This window comes from Endozoicomonas sp. PH6C, assembly GCF_059322965.1.
The window spans coordinates 4,641,285-4,659,474 of record NZ_CP185342.1; the positions used below are offsets into that span (position 1 = coordinate 4,641,285).

General features: G+C 47.5%; 4 protein-coding genes. All 4 read left to right on the forward strand.

Features of this window, described 5'->3' with window-relative positions; genetic code table 11:
• Nucleotides 1-148: 148 nt before the first annotated feature.
• The 4 genes from ACOMG9_RS17185 to ACOMG9_RS17200 all read left to right on the forward strand — a co-directional run bounded on the left by ACOMG9_RS17185 (nucleotide 149) and on the right by ACOMG9_RS17200 (nucleotide 18,050).
• Complete coding sequence (locus ACOMG9_RS17185) at nucleotides 149-5,350, forward strand: coiled-coil domain-containing protein (protein WP_448217797.1); 5,202 nt, start codon at nucleotides 149-151, stop codon at nucleotides 5,348-5,350.
• Between the two features lie 180 nt (nucleotides 5,351-5,530).
• Nucleotides 5,531-6,514 carry a transposase gene (locus ACOMG9_RS17190; RefSeq protein WP_448217798.1) on the forward strand — a complete coding sequence of 328 codons (984 nt, stop codon included), beginning with the start codon at nucleotides 5,531-5,533 and terminating at the stop codon, nucleotides 6,512-6,514.
• 575 nt (nucleotides 6,515-7,089) lie between these two features.
• Nucleotides 7,090-12,684, forward strand: coding sequence for a hypothetical protein (locus ACOMG9_RS17195; protein WP_494529156.1), 5,595 nt, complete (start codon nucleotides 7,090-7,092; stop codon nucleotides 12,682-12,684).
• The gene (locus ACOMG9_RS17200; RefSeq protein ID WP_448217801.1) at nucleotides 12,681-18,050 is read left to right on the forward strand and encodes a hypothetical protein; all 5,370 of its coding nucleotides are present in this window, start codon (nucleotides 12,681-12,683) and stop codon (nucleotides 18,048-18,050) included. Before ACOMG9_RS17195 ends, ACOMG9_RS17200 begins: the two co-directional genes overlap by 4 nt.
• Nucleotides 18,051-18,190: the final 140 nt, after the last annotated feature.

Sequence of the window (18,190 nt, forward strand, 5' to 3'; positions counted from 1 at the left end):
TCCAGTCCACAGAGGTTTCTCTGCTAAAAGAGCCTGAAGCTATTCACACAAGCAAATGACAGCCATGAGCGATCACAAGTTGCTTCCTCGCCTGGTGTGGTCATCACTTTTCGCGGTAATAAAAAGTACTCAGCTCTGAGGTAGTAGAATGACAAATGCTCGCCCCAAAGTATTGAGCCTTGCTGTGGCCTTTGCAATCAGCTCTTCCATCATTGCCACAGAGGCACTGGCCGGTCGCAGGCTGCAGATAAAACCTGTCGACATTCAAGACAATGAACATGCGGAGTTTATCCAGAGTGAGGTGGAGGTTCGGCCAACTTTAGGTCTTGACCAGCAGCCAATACCCAAATCCTTTACAACCACCTACACTCCTCAGGTTGAGTTCAGGGAGGGCCATATTTGTCCTTCAAAAAGCTCATTTGTCGGCCTTTGTTTTTATTTCGATAGAGGCGTTTCCATTGTCGATCAGTTTGAGACAGGCGAGAATGACGTTGCTCAGAAATACACCAAAGTCCTGAAGGTGGGCGATGAGGGAGTCTTCAGGTTTACCCATAGCCTTGACGCAGAGGAACTGTTGATTGAAGTCAGGGCAGGAATGACCGATGAGGATTCAGTTAACTCTGTTCGTGCTGGATTATCTGGCGGCCAACCATTAGAACCGTCAACGAAACTAGCCAGCACCGAAGAACTGTATTCAATGCTGTTGTGTGCCGATGACAGGGCAGGAAGCCTGGGTTCAGGCGATCACTATGTCGCCCTTGCCACCATTAAAGTAAAACAGGTTGCAGTGAATGGGCGTACATTCATGCGCCTTATCTCAGGGGGTGCTCAGCCTCCCGGGCTAAAGCGCCTGGGCCAATCGCTCTTTGTTAATGATGGGGCTCTGCTGACGGCTGCCACTTCTGCCTATATTCAGGTTCACGTCCTGGGAGGAGATATACAACAGAGGGCTCTCAATGAACTGTTGGAACACAACAAACCCGTTGGCTATGTTGTACACGCCGATGATGACACGCTGGTTTATCCTGTGCCTTCGGGTTATCCAAAACTTGAAGTGACTCAGACTGCCGAGGATATCATTATTTTCCGTGGCCATAATCCGAATCCAGCCGATGTCGCTTTTGTAGAAAACCTTCTTAACCTCAAAGAAGCTGAGGCTCACAACTCCGCTAATCCAGTATCAGTTCTTGTTTTAAAATCTAATGTCAAAAGGTACCTGCGGTTCATTCGAAGCAGGCAGCTGGCGCTGCTGGAGGAGTTTGTTGCGCGGCACAATGCTGGAGTGAACGAAGATCAAACGACGCTTGCACGCGAAGATAAAGAGACGGCGCTTGCACTGGCAAAATATGAATCTCTGCAGCAGGCGCTGAGCATTGCTGAACAAGATGAAACATTTCGGTTTGCGTTCACAGCAGACCACATCAGAGCTGCTTCGTCACTCATCACGCCAATCTGGATGCAGGCCCAACTCTTAAAACGCTTCAGCTTCAACCCTGTACTCAGAGACCTTCTGACTAGCCAGCATGCTGTTGAGAATATTCTTAATCATATATCCACTGTCGTTAAATTAGAGACCGACGGCATACACGACGACGAACAGTTTGCTGTCAAATTCAAGGACAACATGGCCAGACAGCTGGCTGAACGGGACAGCGACCTGCAAGAGCTTCTTCAGAAAGAGGCAGTCGAACTCTTGCAGCTTGAATACAGGTTGCAGCGGGCACCGGAAATAGCCGATACCGGCGATGAGATAAAACTGGAAGTGCAACAACTCCTTCAGATCATTAAGGGTAAAGTTGCAAAGCTTCTTGTGCAGCTGGAAGATCAGCAAAGCCTGCAAAATACAATTATTCAGAAAATCGGGCGAATTCCTGAGCTGGAACAGGAAGTTCTTTTTGCCAGAAGTCTTTACAACGCTGAACTGGCAGTAGCACTTGGCAAGGATGACTGGAGTGATACCCGGTCACTGGATGAGCATGCCAGACGCCTCCTGGAGAAAATTAATGGTATGCACAGAGCGGCTGCCTCAGCAGGACAGCCTCAGGAAGAACCTGAAAAGACGACACTGAATACTCAAGCCACTAAAGAAGCAACTTTCGTCAAACTCAGACAAGATGCTCTGGCTGAGGTTCCTGATCCTGAACTGAATGAAGACAGTAAATTACAAGACCGTCAGGCACTGAATGTACTGGAATCCGTAGAAAAACTACTCAAGATCAAAGTCAATGAAGGAGATGACATGACAGCAAGGCTTGAGAGGGTTCGAACCAGGCTTGTCAGGCAAATGGCTCGTCCGGGATCTCAACCAGGATACGTTCCTGATTCAGAGGTAGTCAAAGGCGACATAGAAGAAGCTGAAAGTGCGCTGGAGGAACTTCATCGCAAACTGGATGCTGTTCATGGTAAACAAGTGCTATTTGCACATTCTACTGACGTCCGCCCTGACACGGTCAGAGATACCACTGCTCTCAATCAGGCAATGAAACAAATTCAGACCGGGTTGGGTCTGACTCAGGATGATAATCAAACCCCTGAAGACCTGATAGACGGCATTAAACGTTTTCTGAAAAGAAACAGGGACGAGACAGATAGACGAGTTGAAACCTTTAAGAAACTGGGTGCTGCCATCAAAGATCTCAGACCCCCTTTTGAGAGTGACCCTGATAAAATGTCAGAAGAGGATTACATGAATGCTGTCAGAAACTATGTAGCCGCTTATGGTCGGGATGAAGTCGATTTCGCAATAGGCGAACTGCCTGAAACCAGAAGAAAGTACACTCAGGTTACGAAATACCTGCATGAGCACGAATTTAGAGAAATGGAATTGGCTCATGCACAATTTCGAGAAAAACAAGCACAAGAGGCTCTGAATAGAAAAAATCAGGACATTAACCATTCCAAAGACATTGATCCGCAAACTAAAACCTCACTTGAGGACGAGAGAGCTGAGCTGGATTTAGTCCTGGAACAGAAAAAAACGCTGAAGTCAGAAGCACAAAAAGCTCTGGAGGATCATAAAGCGAGCCTTAAAGCCATTGAAGAAACTGTGGGCGTTAAACCAGATTCTACTGCTAACTATGATGACCGGGTTAATGCCCTGAGAAACAAAAAACTGGAACTGGGTGGGAATGATGGCAATGGCGGCAGGATTCAGCAACTGATTCAGGAACAGGACCGTCTGGAAAGTGAGATTGAAGCCAGAGAAGCAGATATTGAGAGAATGAAGGAAGTGCTGAGAGCGGCAGGCAAAGCCGTCAAAAATGACGGCGGTCCCTTCCGGTATACCCCGGGACAGGTAAAAGTTCTGGCCGAGATGCACGACTTCATAAAGCAGCACTCTCTCAAGAAACAAGCTCTGGAAGCCGCAACAGGTCTGGCAGCCTCTGCGTTAAACAGTGGTAAGGTCATACCCTGTCTTACCACTTTCGATTTTGACGATGAGTTTGCCCCCATTCGCTTGCAGGCGCTGGTCGGAAAAGACCTGACGTTTAATCAGGCCAGTCGGATTGTGGGAGTTTTCAAAAGCCTGAAAAGAAGCTTCCCGCTCTCCCCCTCTGAGCCAGATATCATGGAACAAGTCGAGAGTCTGGCGCACAGGGTCAGGAGTGAGATAGGAAGTGGGGCTCAACAATACGACGAGGTCATTAACGGCATGGGCGAAACAGCCATTCACTTCGTCGAACATGAATCAGGAGACCTGACAGACTTCTCGGAATACTTCGCTACTCATTCTGCCAGTGGTAACAAAATTATAGCTCTGCTGCGTGAAGGACTGATCAGCAAGATTGAGCTTGAAAACTACATGAAGGCTGCCAAAGATGTCGGTGGTTATCTGACAGCGGCTGAATTTGAACACTTCCTGGGCAACAAACATGGCATCAATGTGCTCCGCTTCAAAGCCGTTGTCCAGATGCTGTCCGATGCAGGAGTTGATGAGTTCATACAGAGTGCCTTTACTCCTGTGGCCGTTACTGCTATAGAACCGGCAGGAATGAAAGAGTCGGTTGCCGGTATGAAAGAGTACTCTGCCGCGATCATCGCCAACTATATTCTTGACGATATTGCCTTTGAAAATGGCCGCAGGACGGCAGCCTTTCTGACCAATGTTCAGGATACCCTGACGCCTTATGCCAATGCTGCCGGCCTGTCTGAGTCAGACCTGATCAAGGCTATCAATAGCACCTTGATGCAGGCTCATGCCGCAGCGGTTGAGCACCAGCTGAATGAGTACTGGCTCAAACCATCAGCCTTTCTGGTACAGGCTGTCACCTGGTACTTCTCCAGCTACGCCCCCTTGCTGGCGACCCACACCACCTGGCAGGCTACCGAGCTATCCTTCTTGAACATGTCATTCCTCTATCTTCTGGATCTGACCAACAGGGGTGATTACCTGCACCGGATGCTCACACCTTTCCAGCACTGGTTGGAACGCTTCGGTGTTGATCTTGACCGAACTGACGAATATGCCGACCGCAGTGGAATTGAACAAGTCACTGAAGTGAGCGGACTGGCCATGCCAATGGGTAGAGCCGCTTCCTCAGTCATTTTACTGAGAACCGGCTCCATGTTGTTTGCCAGGCAGTACAACGCCAACCCGTATATGTACCACAGTATTTTTCGTCTGGCACCCGAAATAGTGAAGTCCATGGGTTCCGGACAAGGGCTTCAGGTACCACTGCTGCACCGGGCGACACCACAAAAAGTAAAAACCCTGGCCTCGGCCACAGCCGGTCTGGTGCTGGGTCCGGTAGCCACTGTCGGAGCATACGCTCATGGCCTTATATCTGGATTCACTTATGCTCAAACCTTTGGATTTGCTCTGGCGTCGAGTCTCACCTTCGACTTTTTTATGAACGACAACAAGATGCTCACGCAATGGCTGGGTGGACCTCTGGGTCGAAGCCTTGACAGGATTAATCGCTGGCTCGGCCTGGGGGAAAACCGGGATAAATATGTGAAACGTACGGCTATTGCTTCGCCTCAACGCTTTAATGAAACCGATGAGGCCTATGCAAAGCGTGTTAAAGCAGGCAAAAAAATGTATGGCTGGACGCGACACGAAAATTATCTGCAATTCCGTGACCGCCGTGATCGTACCATGAAGTTGTTTGAGAATGGCTGGGAGAAATACTTCAGGGACAATGTGCCTAAATGGTCATTCTCCCACGCAGAAAGTATTCCTTACTCCTACACTCTGGGAAACTTCAATGATTGGCAAAAGAGTGATGATCAGATAAATAACCCTCAAACCAAATCAACCACCATCCCCACAGCCGAGAAAGCAGCGCTGGCTGGTCTTGAGGTTAAGAAGTCCGATCTGGAAGACAAGAATACCTATGACGAACTTTGATATCAGAAACCAGTGAATGACCCCTTTAGAAAAGAAGAAAAAAAAAGAAAAAAAATAAAAAAAAAGATAAAAAAAAAGACACCCATAAAAAAAGAAAAAAGACACCCATAAATTTGCTTTACCACCCATCTGGTCTACTTTTTCACCCATCACTGATTTTTTACCCAAACAGGTGAGTCCATGGCTCAGGCCCGCAATACACTGATTGACCCCAGCTCAACGCCCTATTACCACTGCATGGCAAGATGTGTTCGTCAGGCTTACCTCTGTGGAGAGAACCACCTGACTGGCAAGAACTACGAGCATCGCCGCCAGTGGGTGGTGGATAAACTCCGGGAACTGGTTTCAGTCTTTGCTATCGAAGTCTGCGCTTACGCAGTCATGTCAAACCATTATCATGTGGTTTTGCACATCAATCAGTCATCTGCCAGAGGCTGGTCACGGAATGAAGTGCTTCATCGTTGGACAACCTTGTTCAGAGGTCCGCTTCTGGTGCAAAGGTATCTGGCCGCTGACAGACTGGGCAGCGCTGAGTTGGCCCGTATTGATGAATATGCTGAGGAATACCGGCGTCGTTTAATGGATATCAGCTGGTTTATGCGCTGCCTGAATGAATACCTTGCTCGTGAGGCCAATAAAGAAGACCAGTGTAAAGGACGCTTCTGGGAAGGTCGCTTTAAAAGCCAGGCATTGCTGGACGAGGCAGCTTTACTGACCTGCATGACCTACGTTGACTTGAATCCGATTCGGGCTGGAGAAGTAGAAACACCCGAAGAGTCCGACTACACGTCGATTCAGGAACGAGTGGATCAATTTACACATTCTGAGACTAAAAATCAGCCGCTGACCCTGAAACCTTTTTGTTTGCAGGGCCAGAACACGGACGTTGCCCTTCCCTACCTTCTTCATGACTATCTGGAACTGGTTGACTGGAGTGGCCGGATTGCCAAGACAGATAAGAAAGGTTCCATCCCGTCGTGTACCCCTCCTATTCTTCAAAGATTGGACATTGATTCGAATGAGTGGCTAAAAACCATGCAATGGAATAATCGTTTTTATCGGGCAGTTGGCCGTTTGGAGGCGATGAAGGCCTTTGCACTTGAAGCCGGACAGAAGTGGCTTCGAGGTTTAAACGCCTGCAGTCGTTTGTACCTGACAGGTTAGCGTAGAAGTCAGTTAAGACGTCAAAGACCCTCGCTTTATCTCTCTTCGACTTATGTCGGAATGGATTTGTACTGCCTGAGTTATGGCTTGAAAGACTCTGTGCGTTTAATGGCTCTGTGTGGCTCGTTGCTACGCTACTTGAGGATAGATTTTCTGATACTTTTTGGGAATACGGTTTTTGAGTGTCTTATTTTTTTATTAATTTTTATGGGTGTCTTATTTTTCTTTTTTATTCTTTGGGTGTCTCATTTTTTCATTATGGGTGTCTTATTTTTTTCTTTTTTCATTATGGGTGTCTTATTTTTCTGCAGAAAGCATTCCTTACTTCTACACTCTTGAAGCCTTCAATAAATTGCAAAAGGATGATGAACTGTAAGTACACGGTGATGATAAGAGAAACACCTCTCAATCAAGCTTTCCACCAGCAACCTCAGCAATTCACCATGAAACAGGTGAACACTTCAGCTTACCGTATCAACCATGAGCAATTAACAACCATGGGTGATTTTGAAAGTTGCTTCCTCGTCTGGTGCAACAATCACTTTTCACGATAACAAAAGCAGTGAGATCGCAGAATGACAACTATTCACCCCACTGCATTAAGCCTTGCAGTGGCCATTGCAATCAGCTCTTCCATCATCAGTACACAGGCACTGGCCGATCGCAGGCTGCAGACAAAATCTTTTGATATTCTGGACAATGAATCTGTGGAGTTTATCCAGAGTGAGGTCATAGTTCAGCCAACTTTAGGTCATGACCAGCAACCCATACCCAAATCTTTTACAACCACCTACCCCGATCAGACTGAACCCAGAGCAGGCTACGAGACTCCTTCTGAAGGCTTCACAGACGTTCTTTCCGGCATCGAAGGTGGCGTTTCCAGTGTTGATCTGTTTGTAACGGACTATAATGACGTTGCTCAGAAATACACCAAAGTCCTCAAGGTCGGTGATGAGGGAATCTTCAAGTTCACCCATAATCTTGCGGAAAAGAAACTGGTCATTGAAGTTAGAAAAGGAATGACCGATCAGAATTCAATTTCGGCTGTTCGTGCTCAATCAAGTGATATCCAACCACTGGAACCGTTTACGAAAGTCGCCGACCCTGAACATCTGGTCGGCGTGCTGAAAGGTGCGAATGAAAGAGCAGGAAGTCTTGGCGAAATTGATAACTATGTTGCCCTTGCCACTATTGAAGTAGACCAGGTTGAAGTGAAAGGGCGCACCTTTATGCGACTGATCGCTGCAGGCGATGAGCCACCAGAACTGCAACGTCTGGGTCAATCGCTCTTTGTCAATGATGAGGTGCTTTTAGCAGCAGCCACCTCTGCCTATGCCCAGGTTCATGTTCTGAGAGAAGATTTACAACAGGAAACTCTGAATAAACTCTTGTCCTGCCAGAAACCCGTTGGCTATGTTATCTACGCTGAGGATAACACGCAGGCTCTCCCTGTGCCTGCAGGCTTTCCAAAACTGGAAGTGACTGAGACTCCGGGGGAGATTATTGTTTTCCGTGGTCAGAAGCAGAATCCGACGGATATCGCTTTTATGGAAGCTATCTATGACGTCTGGATGGAAGAGTTCCGCAACAGTCCTCGCCCTCGAGAAACGATACAGATTAAAAAAGACCGGCTCAAAAGCTACCAGTACAACATTAGAAGCAGGCAGATGGCAGTGCTCGAGGAGTTAGCTGCAGAGCACGAGAAGGGCATTGTCAGTACAACAGGTACGTCTTTTTTATACTTTGGCAACGTGGTGACACTTGCATACTATGAATATCTCCAGCAGGCATTGACCTGTGCCTGTTCAGATCGAGCCGATGAATTTAAATTAACAATACCACAGATCAGATTTGTTTCGTCGTTCATCACGCCGACCTGGATGCATGTCGAACTTGTCAAACGCTTCAGCTTCAAACCCGTACTTGGAAACCTTCTGAATAACCGGTATTTCATTCAGAATATTCATCAAATAATTAAATCCGATACCACCGTATTTTCTGACGATTATTTTGACGATCCTTCCAGCGAACAGGAAGGCTTTGCTTCCAAAGTCAAGCGCAAATTTGCCATGCAGCTGATTGAAATGGAAAACGAGCTGGAAAAGCTGAGGGTAAAAGAGCCCGAACTCACCGATGAAGACGAATTAACAGAACTAATACATTACTATGAGGTTAAGCTTGAACAGCTTCGTGCCAGAGTAGAAGAGCAGGAAAACCAGATAAAGACACTTCGATGGGAAGACGATCAAATTCAACTGCTAAAAAAACATGTGCGCAATGATGCCGCAAAAGCTCACAACGCGCAACTGGCAAAAGAGCTTGGCATTGATGACTGGGATGTCACTCAACCCCCCGAAGAACAGTCCAGACTTATCAGCAGAAAAATTCATGAAATCCACCAATCAGTTGCCACAAAGCTTGCTGCAACAGAAGCTGGAACGCCAAGCCATCGCCCTGAAGTACTTCGGAAACTGACTGCTGTAGAAAAAGCACTGAACATGGTCGACCTCAATAGCGAGGGGGATGTCTATGATCGCCGGAACGCCATTTCTGAGAAAATTCAGACATACCTCAAGGAGGCCAAACGGCGGACAGAAGAAGAGGCGCTGGATGTGCTGAAAACTGCAGAAGAAATACTCGAGATCCAAGTCAGTGAAGGTGATAACAACCTGAAACGACTTGACAGGGTTCGTGATAAACTTCTGGAGGATGATGTCATCGAAAAAATGACGGAGTATCAATTTCATGCCCTCTGGAGAGAAGATCCCAAACCTGATTACAAAAGAAGGAAAGGTACACTTGAGAGGCTCCAGCTTTGCGTGCGTATTACCTCTTATGTTGAAACGGACGAGCTAGCCACAAGACGACAGATAAGGATGCTTGAAGCTGTAGAGAACAGGCTGGGCATCGACAAGAACGAAAACGCTCCTGCTATAGAAAGAGGCAAGGCTTTCATTGCTAAACTGGCCGACAATCTGGAAGTGGAATTAAAGAAGGATGCCAGTATGCGTGAACATATGATTGTTCTGTTAAAAAGCCTTTCAGAATTAAAGATTGACGCAATCAGGCGCTGTAAAGATGAACCTGTCTCAGGAGATAAAAACAATGCCTGTCAGAATGACCGGATCAGTCTCCTTGATAAAACATTCTCAAAAATGATTAGAGACGTTTTCAACGTCGATAAGCCCACCATTAATGAACATATCGCAGTCATTGAGAATGAGCTTGACAGGCAAATGGCTCTGCTGGGGCCAAAACCCCGATGCGCTCTTGATCACGAGGTAGCCAGAGCCAGGCGAGCAGTGATGGAAGCTGAAAATGAGCTGGAAAAAGCAAACTACAATATGGATGTTTTGCTCCAGCGTACCCCGGAAGACATTGCTATCAATCAGGCAATGAAACAGTATCAGACCCAGCTGGGTCTGTCTGCAGGTGACGGGCAAACCAACAAAGAGCGGGCAGAGGACATCATATATTACCTGCTGGGATACAGAGCAGACATACGAGATAAAATCATTGAGGAGCTGAAAGCCAAAACCAATCTGCGCGTCTGGATAAAAGGCGACCCCGCTTCGCTGGAAGAAGCTGATGATTACGTTCTTACTTTTAATGGTTATTCATATACTCCGGGTCGGGAAACAACCGGTGAAATGGAAAGATTGTGGAATGAACTGCCTTTAACCAGAAAAAAGTACACTCAAGTCACGGAATTCCTGCGTGAGCACGACAGGAAAAGTATTTATTTAGCCAATGCAATGGCTGAAGAAGTTGCTGCACGAGAAAATCTGGTTCGCAAAGAACAGCAGATGTTCGACTATGAAAACATCAATAGGAACCCATCGAGCTCGGATAAAATCGATCGGGATCGGCTGAATTCAGCCCTGACTCATAAATATCAAGCTGCATTGATTGCAAAACAGGACCTGGCGGATCATGACGCGCTTCTTGAAGCCACTGAAGCAGCTGTGGGTCATAAACCAGACGCTTCTGACACTAATGAACAACGGATTAATGCCCTGAGAAACAAACAGGTAGAACTGGGCGGTGACGATGGTACTGGCGGCAAGATCCGGCAGCTGATTGAGGAACCGTCCCTTTATATGCGTCTGGAAGCTGAAATTGAAGCCAGTAAAGCAGACGTTGCAAGAATGAAAAATGTCCTGAAGGTTGCCGAAGAAGCCGTCAAGAATGACCGCAGTCCCATCCAGTACACAGAGAGACATGCAAAACTGCTGACCGATATGAACGACTTCATGCAGCAGCACCCTCTCAAAAAACAAGCTCTGCAAGCCGCAATTGGCCTGCACGTAGCAACAATGGAGAGCGATAAGGGAATGCCATATCTTCCGGTTTTCAATTTTGACGATGAATTTGCATCCATTCGCGTAAAGGCATTGGCTGGAGACACACTGACATTTAAACAGGCCAGTCGGATTGTGGAAGTTTTTAAGAGCCTGAAGACCAGCTTTCCGAAATACCCTGTCCAGCCCCTGTACGGTCAGCCCAGGGATGCGCTGGATGAAGTTGATATTCTGGTGCTCAAGGCCATGTCTGAGATGGAAATAGGGTCTCAACAATTCAAGGACGACATTCGCGCCATGGGCAAAACAGACATTCACTTCGTCGAGCATGAACCTGAGGATCTGGAAAGCTTCTCAGAATACTTCGCTACCCATTCTGCCAGTGCTAACAAGATCATAACTCTGCTGCGGGAAGGCTCGATCAGCAAGGTTGAATTTGAGAACTACATAAAGGCCGTCAGAGGTGTTGATGGTTATCAGACAGTGGCCGAATTTGAACACTTCCTTGGCTACAAACAGGGTGTCGACGTGCCTCGCTTCAAAGTCGTTGTCGGGACACTGTCTGATGAGGGGGCTGAAGAATTCATGCAGACTGCCTTTAATCCTGTGACCGTGGCGGCCACTGACCCGGCAGGTATGAAAGAGTCTGTTGTCGGCATGAAAGAGTATGCAGCTGCGGTCATCGCCAACTACGTGCTTGACGATATTGCCTTTGAAAATGGCCGCAGGACGGCAGCCTTCCTGAACAATATTCAGGATACCCTGACACCTTATGCCAATGTTGCTGGCCTGTCTGAATCAGACCTGATCAAGGCAATCCATAATACATTGATGCTGGCTCATGTCGCAGCGGCAGAGTGGCAGCTATGGGATTACTGGGTCAAACCTTCAGCCTTCCTGGTACAGGCTGTCACCTGGTACTACACCAGTTACAAACCCCTGCTGGCGACCCATACCGTCTGGCAGGCTGCCAATCTGTCGCTGTCAAACATGGCATTCCTCTACCTTCTGGATCTGACCAACAGGGGTGATTACCTGCACCGAATGCTCATACCTTTTCAGCACTGGCTGGAACGCTATGGTGTTGATCTTGACCGAACCGCGCAATATGCCCACCACAAAGGAATTGAAAAAGTTTCTGAACTGGGGGGACTGGCCATGCCATTGGGCAAGGCCGCATCTTCAGTGATTCTGCTGAGAACCGGCTCCATGCTGTTTGCCAGACAGTACAACGCCAACCCGCAAATGTATCGCAGCATTTTCCGTCTGGTGCCCGAAATAGTGAAATCAATGGGTTCCGGACAAGGGATTCAGGTACCCCTGCTGCACAGGGTAACACCACAAACAGTGAAAACGCTGGCCTCCGCCACAGCGGGTCTGGTGCTGGGCCCCATTTCCACTGCTGGAGCATACGCCTATGGTCTTATAGCCGGATTTACCAGTGCTCAAACCTTCGGATTTGCTCTGGCATCGGGTCTCACTTTCGACTTCTTTATGAACGACAACAAGATGCTCACTCAATGGCTGGGTGGCCCCCTGGGCCGCACTCTTGACAGGATTAATCGCTGGCGAGGCGCAGGTGAAACGGACGATGAATACGTGATGCGTACCGATACTGCTTCGCCTCAACGCTTCGGTGAAACCGATGCAGCCTATACAGACCGTGCTGAAGCAAATGACATGATACATGGCTGGACTCGACACGAAAATTACCTGCAGTTCCGTGAACGCCGCGATCACACCATGAAACTATTTGAGAATGGCTGGGAGAAATACTTCAGGGAAAATGTACCTAAATGGTCGTTTTCCCACGCAGAAAGTATTCCTTACTCCTACACTCTGGGTGCCTTCTTCGAGGTAGTAAAATGACATGTCTCCGCCCCGGTGTATTAAGCCTTGCCGTGGCCATTGCCGTCAGCGCTTTCATGACAGGTACACCGGCATTGGCCGGTCGCAGGCTGCAGACGAAATCTGTCGATTTTTTTAGCTATGAACATGCGGAGTTTACCCAGAGTGAAGTCACTGTTCTGCCAGCTGTAGGGGATGACCAGCAGTCAATACCCAAATCCATTACCACCCTCTACATTGATCCGAAACATGACAGAACGAGCTACAGTATTCACTCTGTAGGCTTTACAGACATTCTTTATAATATTAAGGGTGGCGTTTCCACTGTTGATCAGTTTGAAACAGGCGAGAATGATGTTGCTCAGAAATACAGCAAAATTCTGAAGGTGGGTAATAAAGGAATCTTCAGGTTCACTCATAACCTTGAAGAAGAGAAACTGGTCATTGAAGTCAGAGGCACAATGACCGACCAGGATTCAGTCTCGGCTGTCCATCGTCGATTAGATGGCTGTCGATTATTAGAATTTACGAAAATCGCCCACCCCCAACTGCTGCATGCTGTGCTGGGAGTAGCTGATGACAAAGCCGGAGACCTTGGCGCAAGTGATCACTATGTCGAACTTGCCACCATTGAAGTAGAAAAAGTTGCAGTGAATGGGCGTACCTTCACGCGTCTTATCGCTGCGGGCGATCAGCCTCCTGAGCTGCAACGTCTGGGTCAATCACTCTTTGTCAATGATGATGTTCTTCTGGCAGCCGCCGCCTCTGCCTATATCCAGGTTCACATTCTGAAAAGGGATTTACAACAGAAAGCGCTTAATAAACTGTTAGCACACAATAAACCCGTCGGATATGTTGTCCACGTCAAGGGTGACAGACCGCTTTATCCTGTGCCCTCGGGTTATCCAAAGCTGGAAGTAGCAGAAGCTCCGGGTGAGGTTATCGTCTTCCATGGTCAGAAGCCGAATCCGCATGATATTACTTTTGTAGAAAACCTCTATAACCTCTGGAAAGAAGCGGAGGCTGACAACCCCATCCCGTCAGTGGCAACAATAGTTAGAAAAGGTAAGGTCGAAACTTACCAGTTCGTGATTCAAAGCAGGCAGATGGCAGTGCTGGAGGAGATTGCTGCGCGGCACGGTACTGAACAGCCAATGACGTTTACAAACGAAGATAAACAGGCAATCAATACACTTGCATGCTACGAATTTCTCCAGCAGGCATTGGTCAGTGCAACTCCAACTCAAGCATCTCCAGCCGCTCAATTTGAGCTCACACCAGAACACATCAGAGTCGCTTCGTTAGCCATCACGCCAACCTGGCTGCAGATGCAATTCGCAGATCACTTCAGCTTTAAACCCGTGCTTGGAGATCTTCTGACGAACCAGAATTTTGTTCAGAGTATTCTGAACCCCTTTGCCGCCGAATCACAGACCGATGTTGCTTACCAGGACGATTCGTTTGTAGCCAAAGTCAGTGCCGACATGGCCAGACAGCTGATTGAGAGGGAAGAAGTCCAGGCACTTCAACTCATTCAAAATCAAGCTGAGCATTACCTTGCACGGACTCTTTCATTGCTGGAAGGACGGCAAAACCAGTTACAAAAACTTCAGCAGGAAGTCGCGGAAATTCCGGCACTGAAACAGGAAGTTCGTAATGCCAGAGAAAAAGCCATAAAAATTCGCAACATTGAGCTGGCAGAAGCACTTGGTATTGATCACTGGGATGATACCCAGTCACTTGAAGACCAGGCCATACGCATCAGAGAGAGACTTAATGAGAAAGACACTGTAAAAACAAATCTGGCCGCTATTGAAGGCCAACTCGATATTACTCCAGATAATGAAAACGATCTGGGTGCCCGCTTTCAGTCCATTCAACAGCACCTGTCGGCACTGATACAGCCAATACACGACAGGGTTAATATTCTTACAGATTCAAAAGAAAAACTGGAAGACATCAGAACACCAGACCATACCAAAGCCATGCCTGAAGTATTAGAGAAACTGATGGCTCTGGAAAAAGCCCTGAAGATGGACGACCTCGATAGAAAAGACGATGTCTATGACCGTCGTCACGCCATTTCTGAGGAAATTCAGACATACATCACTGATGTCAGACAGAATGCAGAGGAAGAGGCGCTGCGTATACTGAAAATCATAGAAGAAATCGTCGGGATCAAAGTCAATGAAGATGATGGCAATGCAGAAAGACTTAACAGGGTTCGTAGCAAACTTGAGAGCAATGATGTCACCGAAAAAATGCTGGCTGATATAGATTACAGGGTCCGGAAAAAAAACATCGCACCAACGTACGAAACAGGGAAATTAAAACTTGCGAGGCTGCAAGGGCGTCTTAACTTTCTTGTCGAAGACGCTGATGAGTTAATCACAAAACAACAGATAGTGCTGCTTAAAGTTGTAGAGGAAAAGCTGAACATCGACATTAGCGAAAACTCTGCGGCTGAAGAAAGAGGCCAGCATTTTATTGCTACACTGGCCGATGTCCTGAAAGTAAAATTTAGAAAAGATGCCAGCCTGGATGAAAAAAAGGATGCTCTAAGCACCAAAATTTGGTTATTAACGGATGAAGTGGGCGAATTCTATGACCATGAAAGTGTCAAAAGAGACAGAAACAATGAAATAGCTCGTCAACTCAACATTGAGAATTATAAAGAAGATGCTCCTCTCAAAGACCAGAACCGTTTGATTACAGCGACACTCGAGCAGCTGGATGAAGAAGTTTTCAATGCGGGTCAGCCCGATGTTAATGAGCGCATTGCAGCCATTGAGAATGAGCTTGACAGGCTAATGGCTCGCCTGGGACCTAAGCCCCGATACGTTCTTGATCGAGAGCTGGCCAGAGCGAAAGTAAGCATAGAAGAAGCTGAAACTGAGCTGGAGGAACTTCATCGCAAACTGGATGTTGTTGATCGTAAACAGGTGGTATTCACAGATTCTACTGACGTCCCCACCGACAGAGATAAATACATTACGGATCTCAATAAATCACTGAAACAAATTCATGCCAGGTTTGGCCTGACTCAGAATGATAATCAAACCCCTGAAGACCTATTAAACGACATCGAACGCTTTCTTCAGGAAAGCGAATACTATGCAGAAAAACGGGTTGGCCTCATTCATCAACTGAACACTATCATTAACGCCGTGAAAATCCCTTTTGAGTTTGACTATGATAATCATTTAGAAGGAGCTAATTACATTAATGCCATTAGAGACTATCAAGCGTCTCATGGTAAGGATAAAGTCAATCACGCAGAGGGTGAATTGCCAGAAACCAGGAGAAAGTACACTCAGGTTACACAGTTCCTGCATGAGCACGATTTTAGAGAAATGGAGTTGGCCAGTGCCAAGGATGAAGAAAAGCAATCACAAGCGCCTCTGGATACTGAAAATCAGGCGATTGACAACTCCAAAGACATAGATTCGAAAACTAAAACCAAACTTGAGCACAATAAAGAAATAATGGACAAAATAGTAAAAATATCAAAAGCACTGGAAGCTCTGGAGGATTATGAAGCAAGTCTTAAAGCCATTGAAAATAATCTGGGTCTTAAGCCAGACTCCACTGCTACCCATGACGCCCGTATTGATGCCCTGAGAAACAAACAGCTGGAACTGGGTGGGGATGATGGTTTTGGCGGCAAGATTCTGCAACTGACACGGAAACAGCAGAATCTGAAAAGAGCAGCAGAGGGCAAAAAAGCGGAATTAGAGATATTAAGGGAAGCCCTGAGAGCTGCAGAGGAAGCCGTCGAAAATGACGGTGGTCCCTTCCAGTACTCACCAGAGGAGCTGAAAAGCTTCTCAGAATACTTCGCTACCCATTCTGCCAGTGCTAACAAGATCATTACTCTGCTGCAGGAAGGCTCGATCAGCAAGGTTGAATTTGAGAACTACATAAAGGCCGTCAGAGGTGTTGATGGTTATCAGACAGTGGCCGAATTTGAACACTTCCTTGGCTACAAACAGGGTGTCGACGTGCCCCGCTTCAAAGTCGTTGTCGGGATACTTTCCGATGAGGGGGTTGATGAATTCATTCAGACTGCCTTTAATCCTGTGACCCTGACGGCCACTCACCCGGCGGGTATGAAAGAGTCTGTTGTCGGCATGAAAGAGTATGCAGCTGCGATTATCGCCAACTACGTGCTTGACGATATTGCCTTTGAAAATGGCCGCAGGACGGCAGCCTTCCTGAACAATATTCAGGATACCCTGACACCTCATGCCAATGTTGCTGGCCTGTCTGAATCAGACCTGATCAAGGCAATCCATAACACGTTGATGCTGGCTCACGTCGCAGCGGCCGATTGGCAGCTATGGGATTACTGGGTCAAACCTTCAGCTTTTCTGGTACAGGCTGTCACCTGGTACTACACCAGTTACAAACCCCTGCTGGCGACCCATACCGTCTGGCAGGCTACCGATCTGTCGCTGTCAAACATGGCATTCCTCTACCTTCTGGATCTCACCAACAGGGGTGATTACCTGCACCGTATGCCCATACCTTTCCAGCACTGGTTGCAAGGCTACGGTGTTGATCTTGACCGAACCGGGCAATATGCCTACCACAGTGGAATTGAACAAGTCTCTGAGGTGGGCGGGATGGTCATGCCATTGGGCAAGGCCGCGTCATCAGTCATTCTGCTGCAAACCGGCGCTATGCTATTTGCCAGACAGCACTACGCCAACCCGCACAGGTATCGCAGCGTTTCACGTCTGATGCCCGAAATAGTGAAATCCATGGGTTCCGGGCAAGGGGTTCAGGTACCCTTGCTGCACAGAGCGACACCACACAAAGTAAAAACTCTGGTCTCGACCACAGCCGGTCTGGTGCTGGGTCCGGTAGCCACTGTCGGAGCATACGCCCATGGCTTTATATCTGGACTCACTTATGCTCAAACCTTTGGATTCGCTCTGGCATCGAGTCTCACTTTCGACTTTTTTTTGAACGACAACAAGCTGCTCACTCAATGGCTGGGTGGACCTCTGGGCCGCAGTCTTGACAAGATGAATCGCTGGACGGGCGTGGGTGAAACGCAGGATGAATTTGTGAAACGTACCGCCATTGCCTCGCCTCAACGCTTCAATGAAACTGATGAAGCCTATACAAACCGTGTTAAAGCAGGCAACAGGATGCATGGCTGGACTCGACATGAAAATTATCTGCAGTTCCGTGACCGCCGTGATCGCACCATGAAGATGTTCGAGAATAGCTGGGAAAAATACTTCAGGGAGAATGTGCCCAAATGGTCATTTTCTCATGCAGAAAGTATTCCTTACTCCTGCACTTTGGGTGCTTTATTCGAGTCAGGGACTGAAGCGCCTGAGGAAGCCTCTACAGCCATGAATGCATTCCTTCCCTGAAAAACCACTCAATCATTGAGCTTTGCCACTGCGAACTGAATTCGCTTCTGGCGGATTCCTCACTTTCAACTAAATTCACTCAACAGCTTACCGGAACAACCATGAGCGATTGACGGCCATGAACCGCTATAATGTGCTTC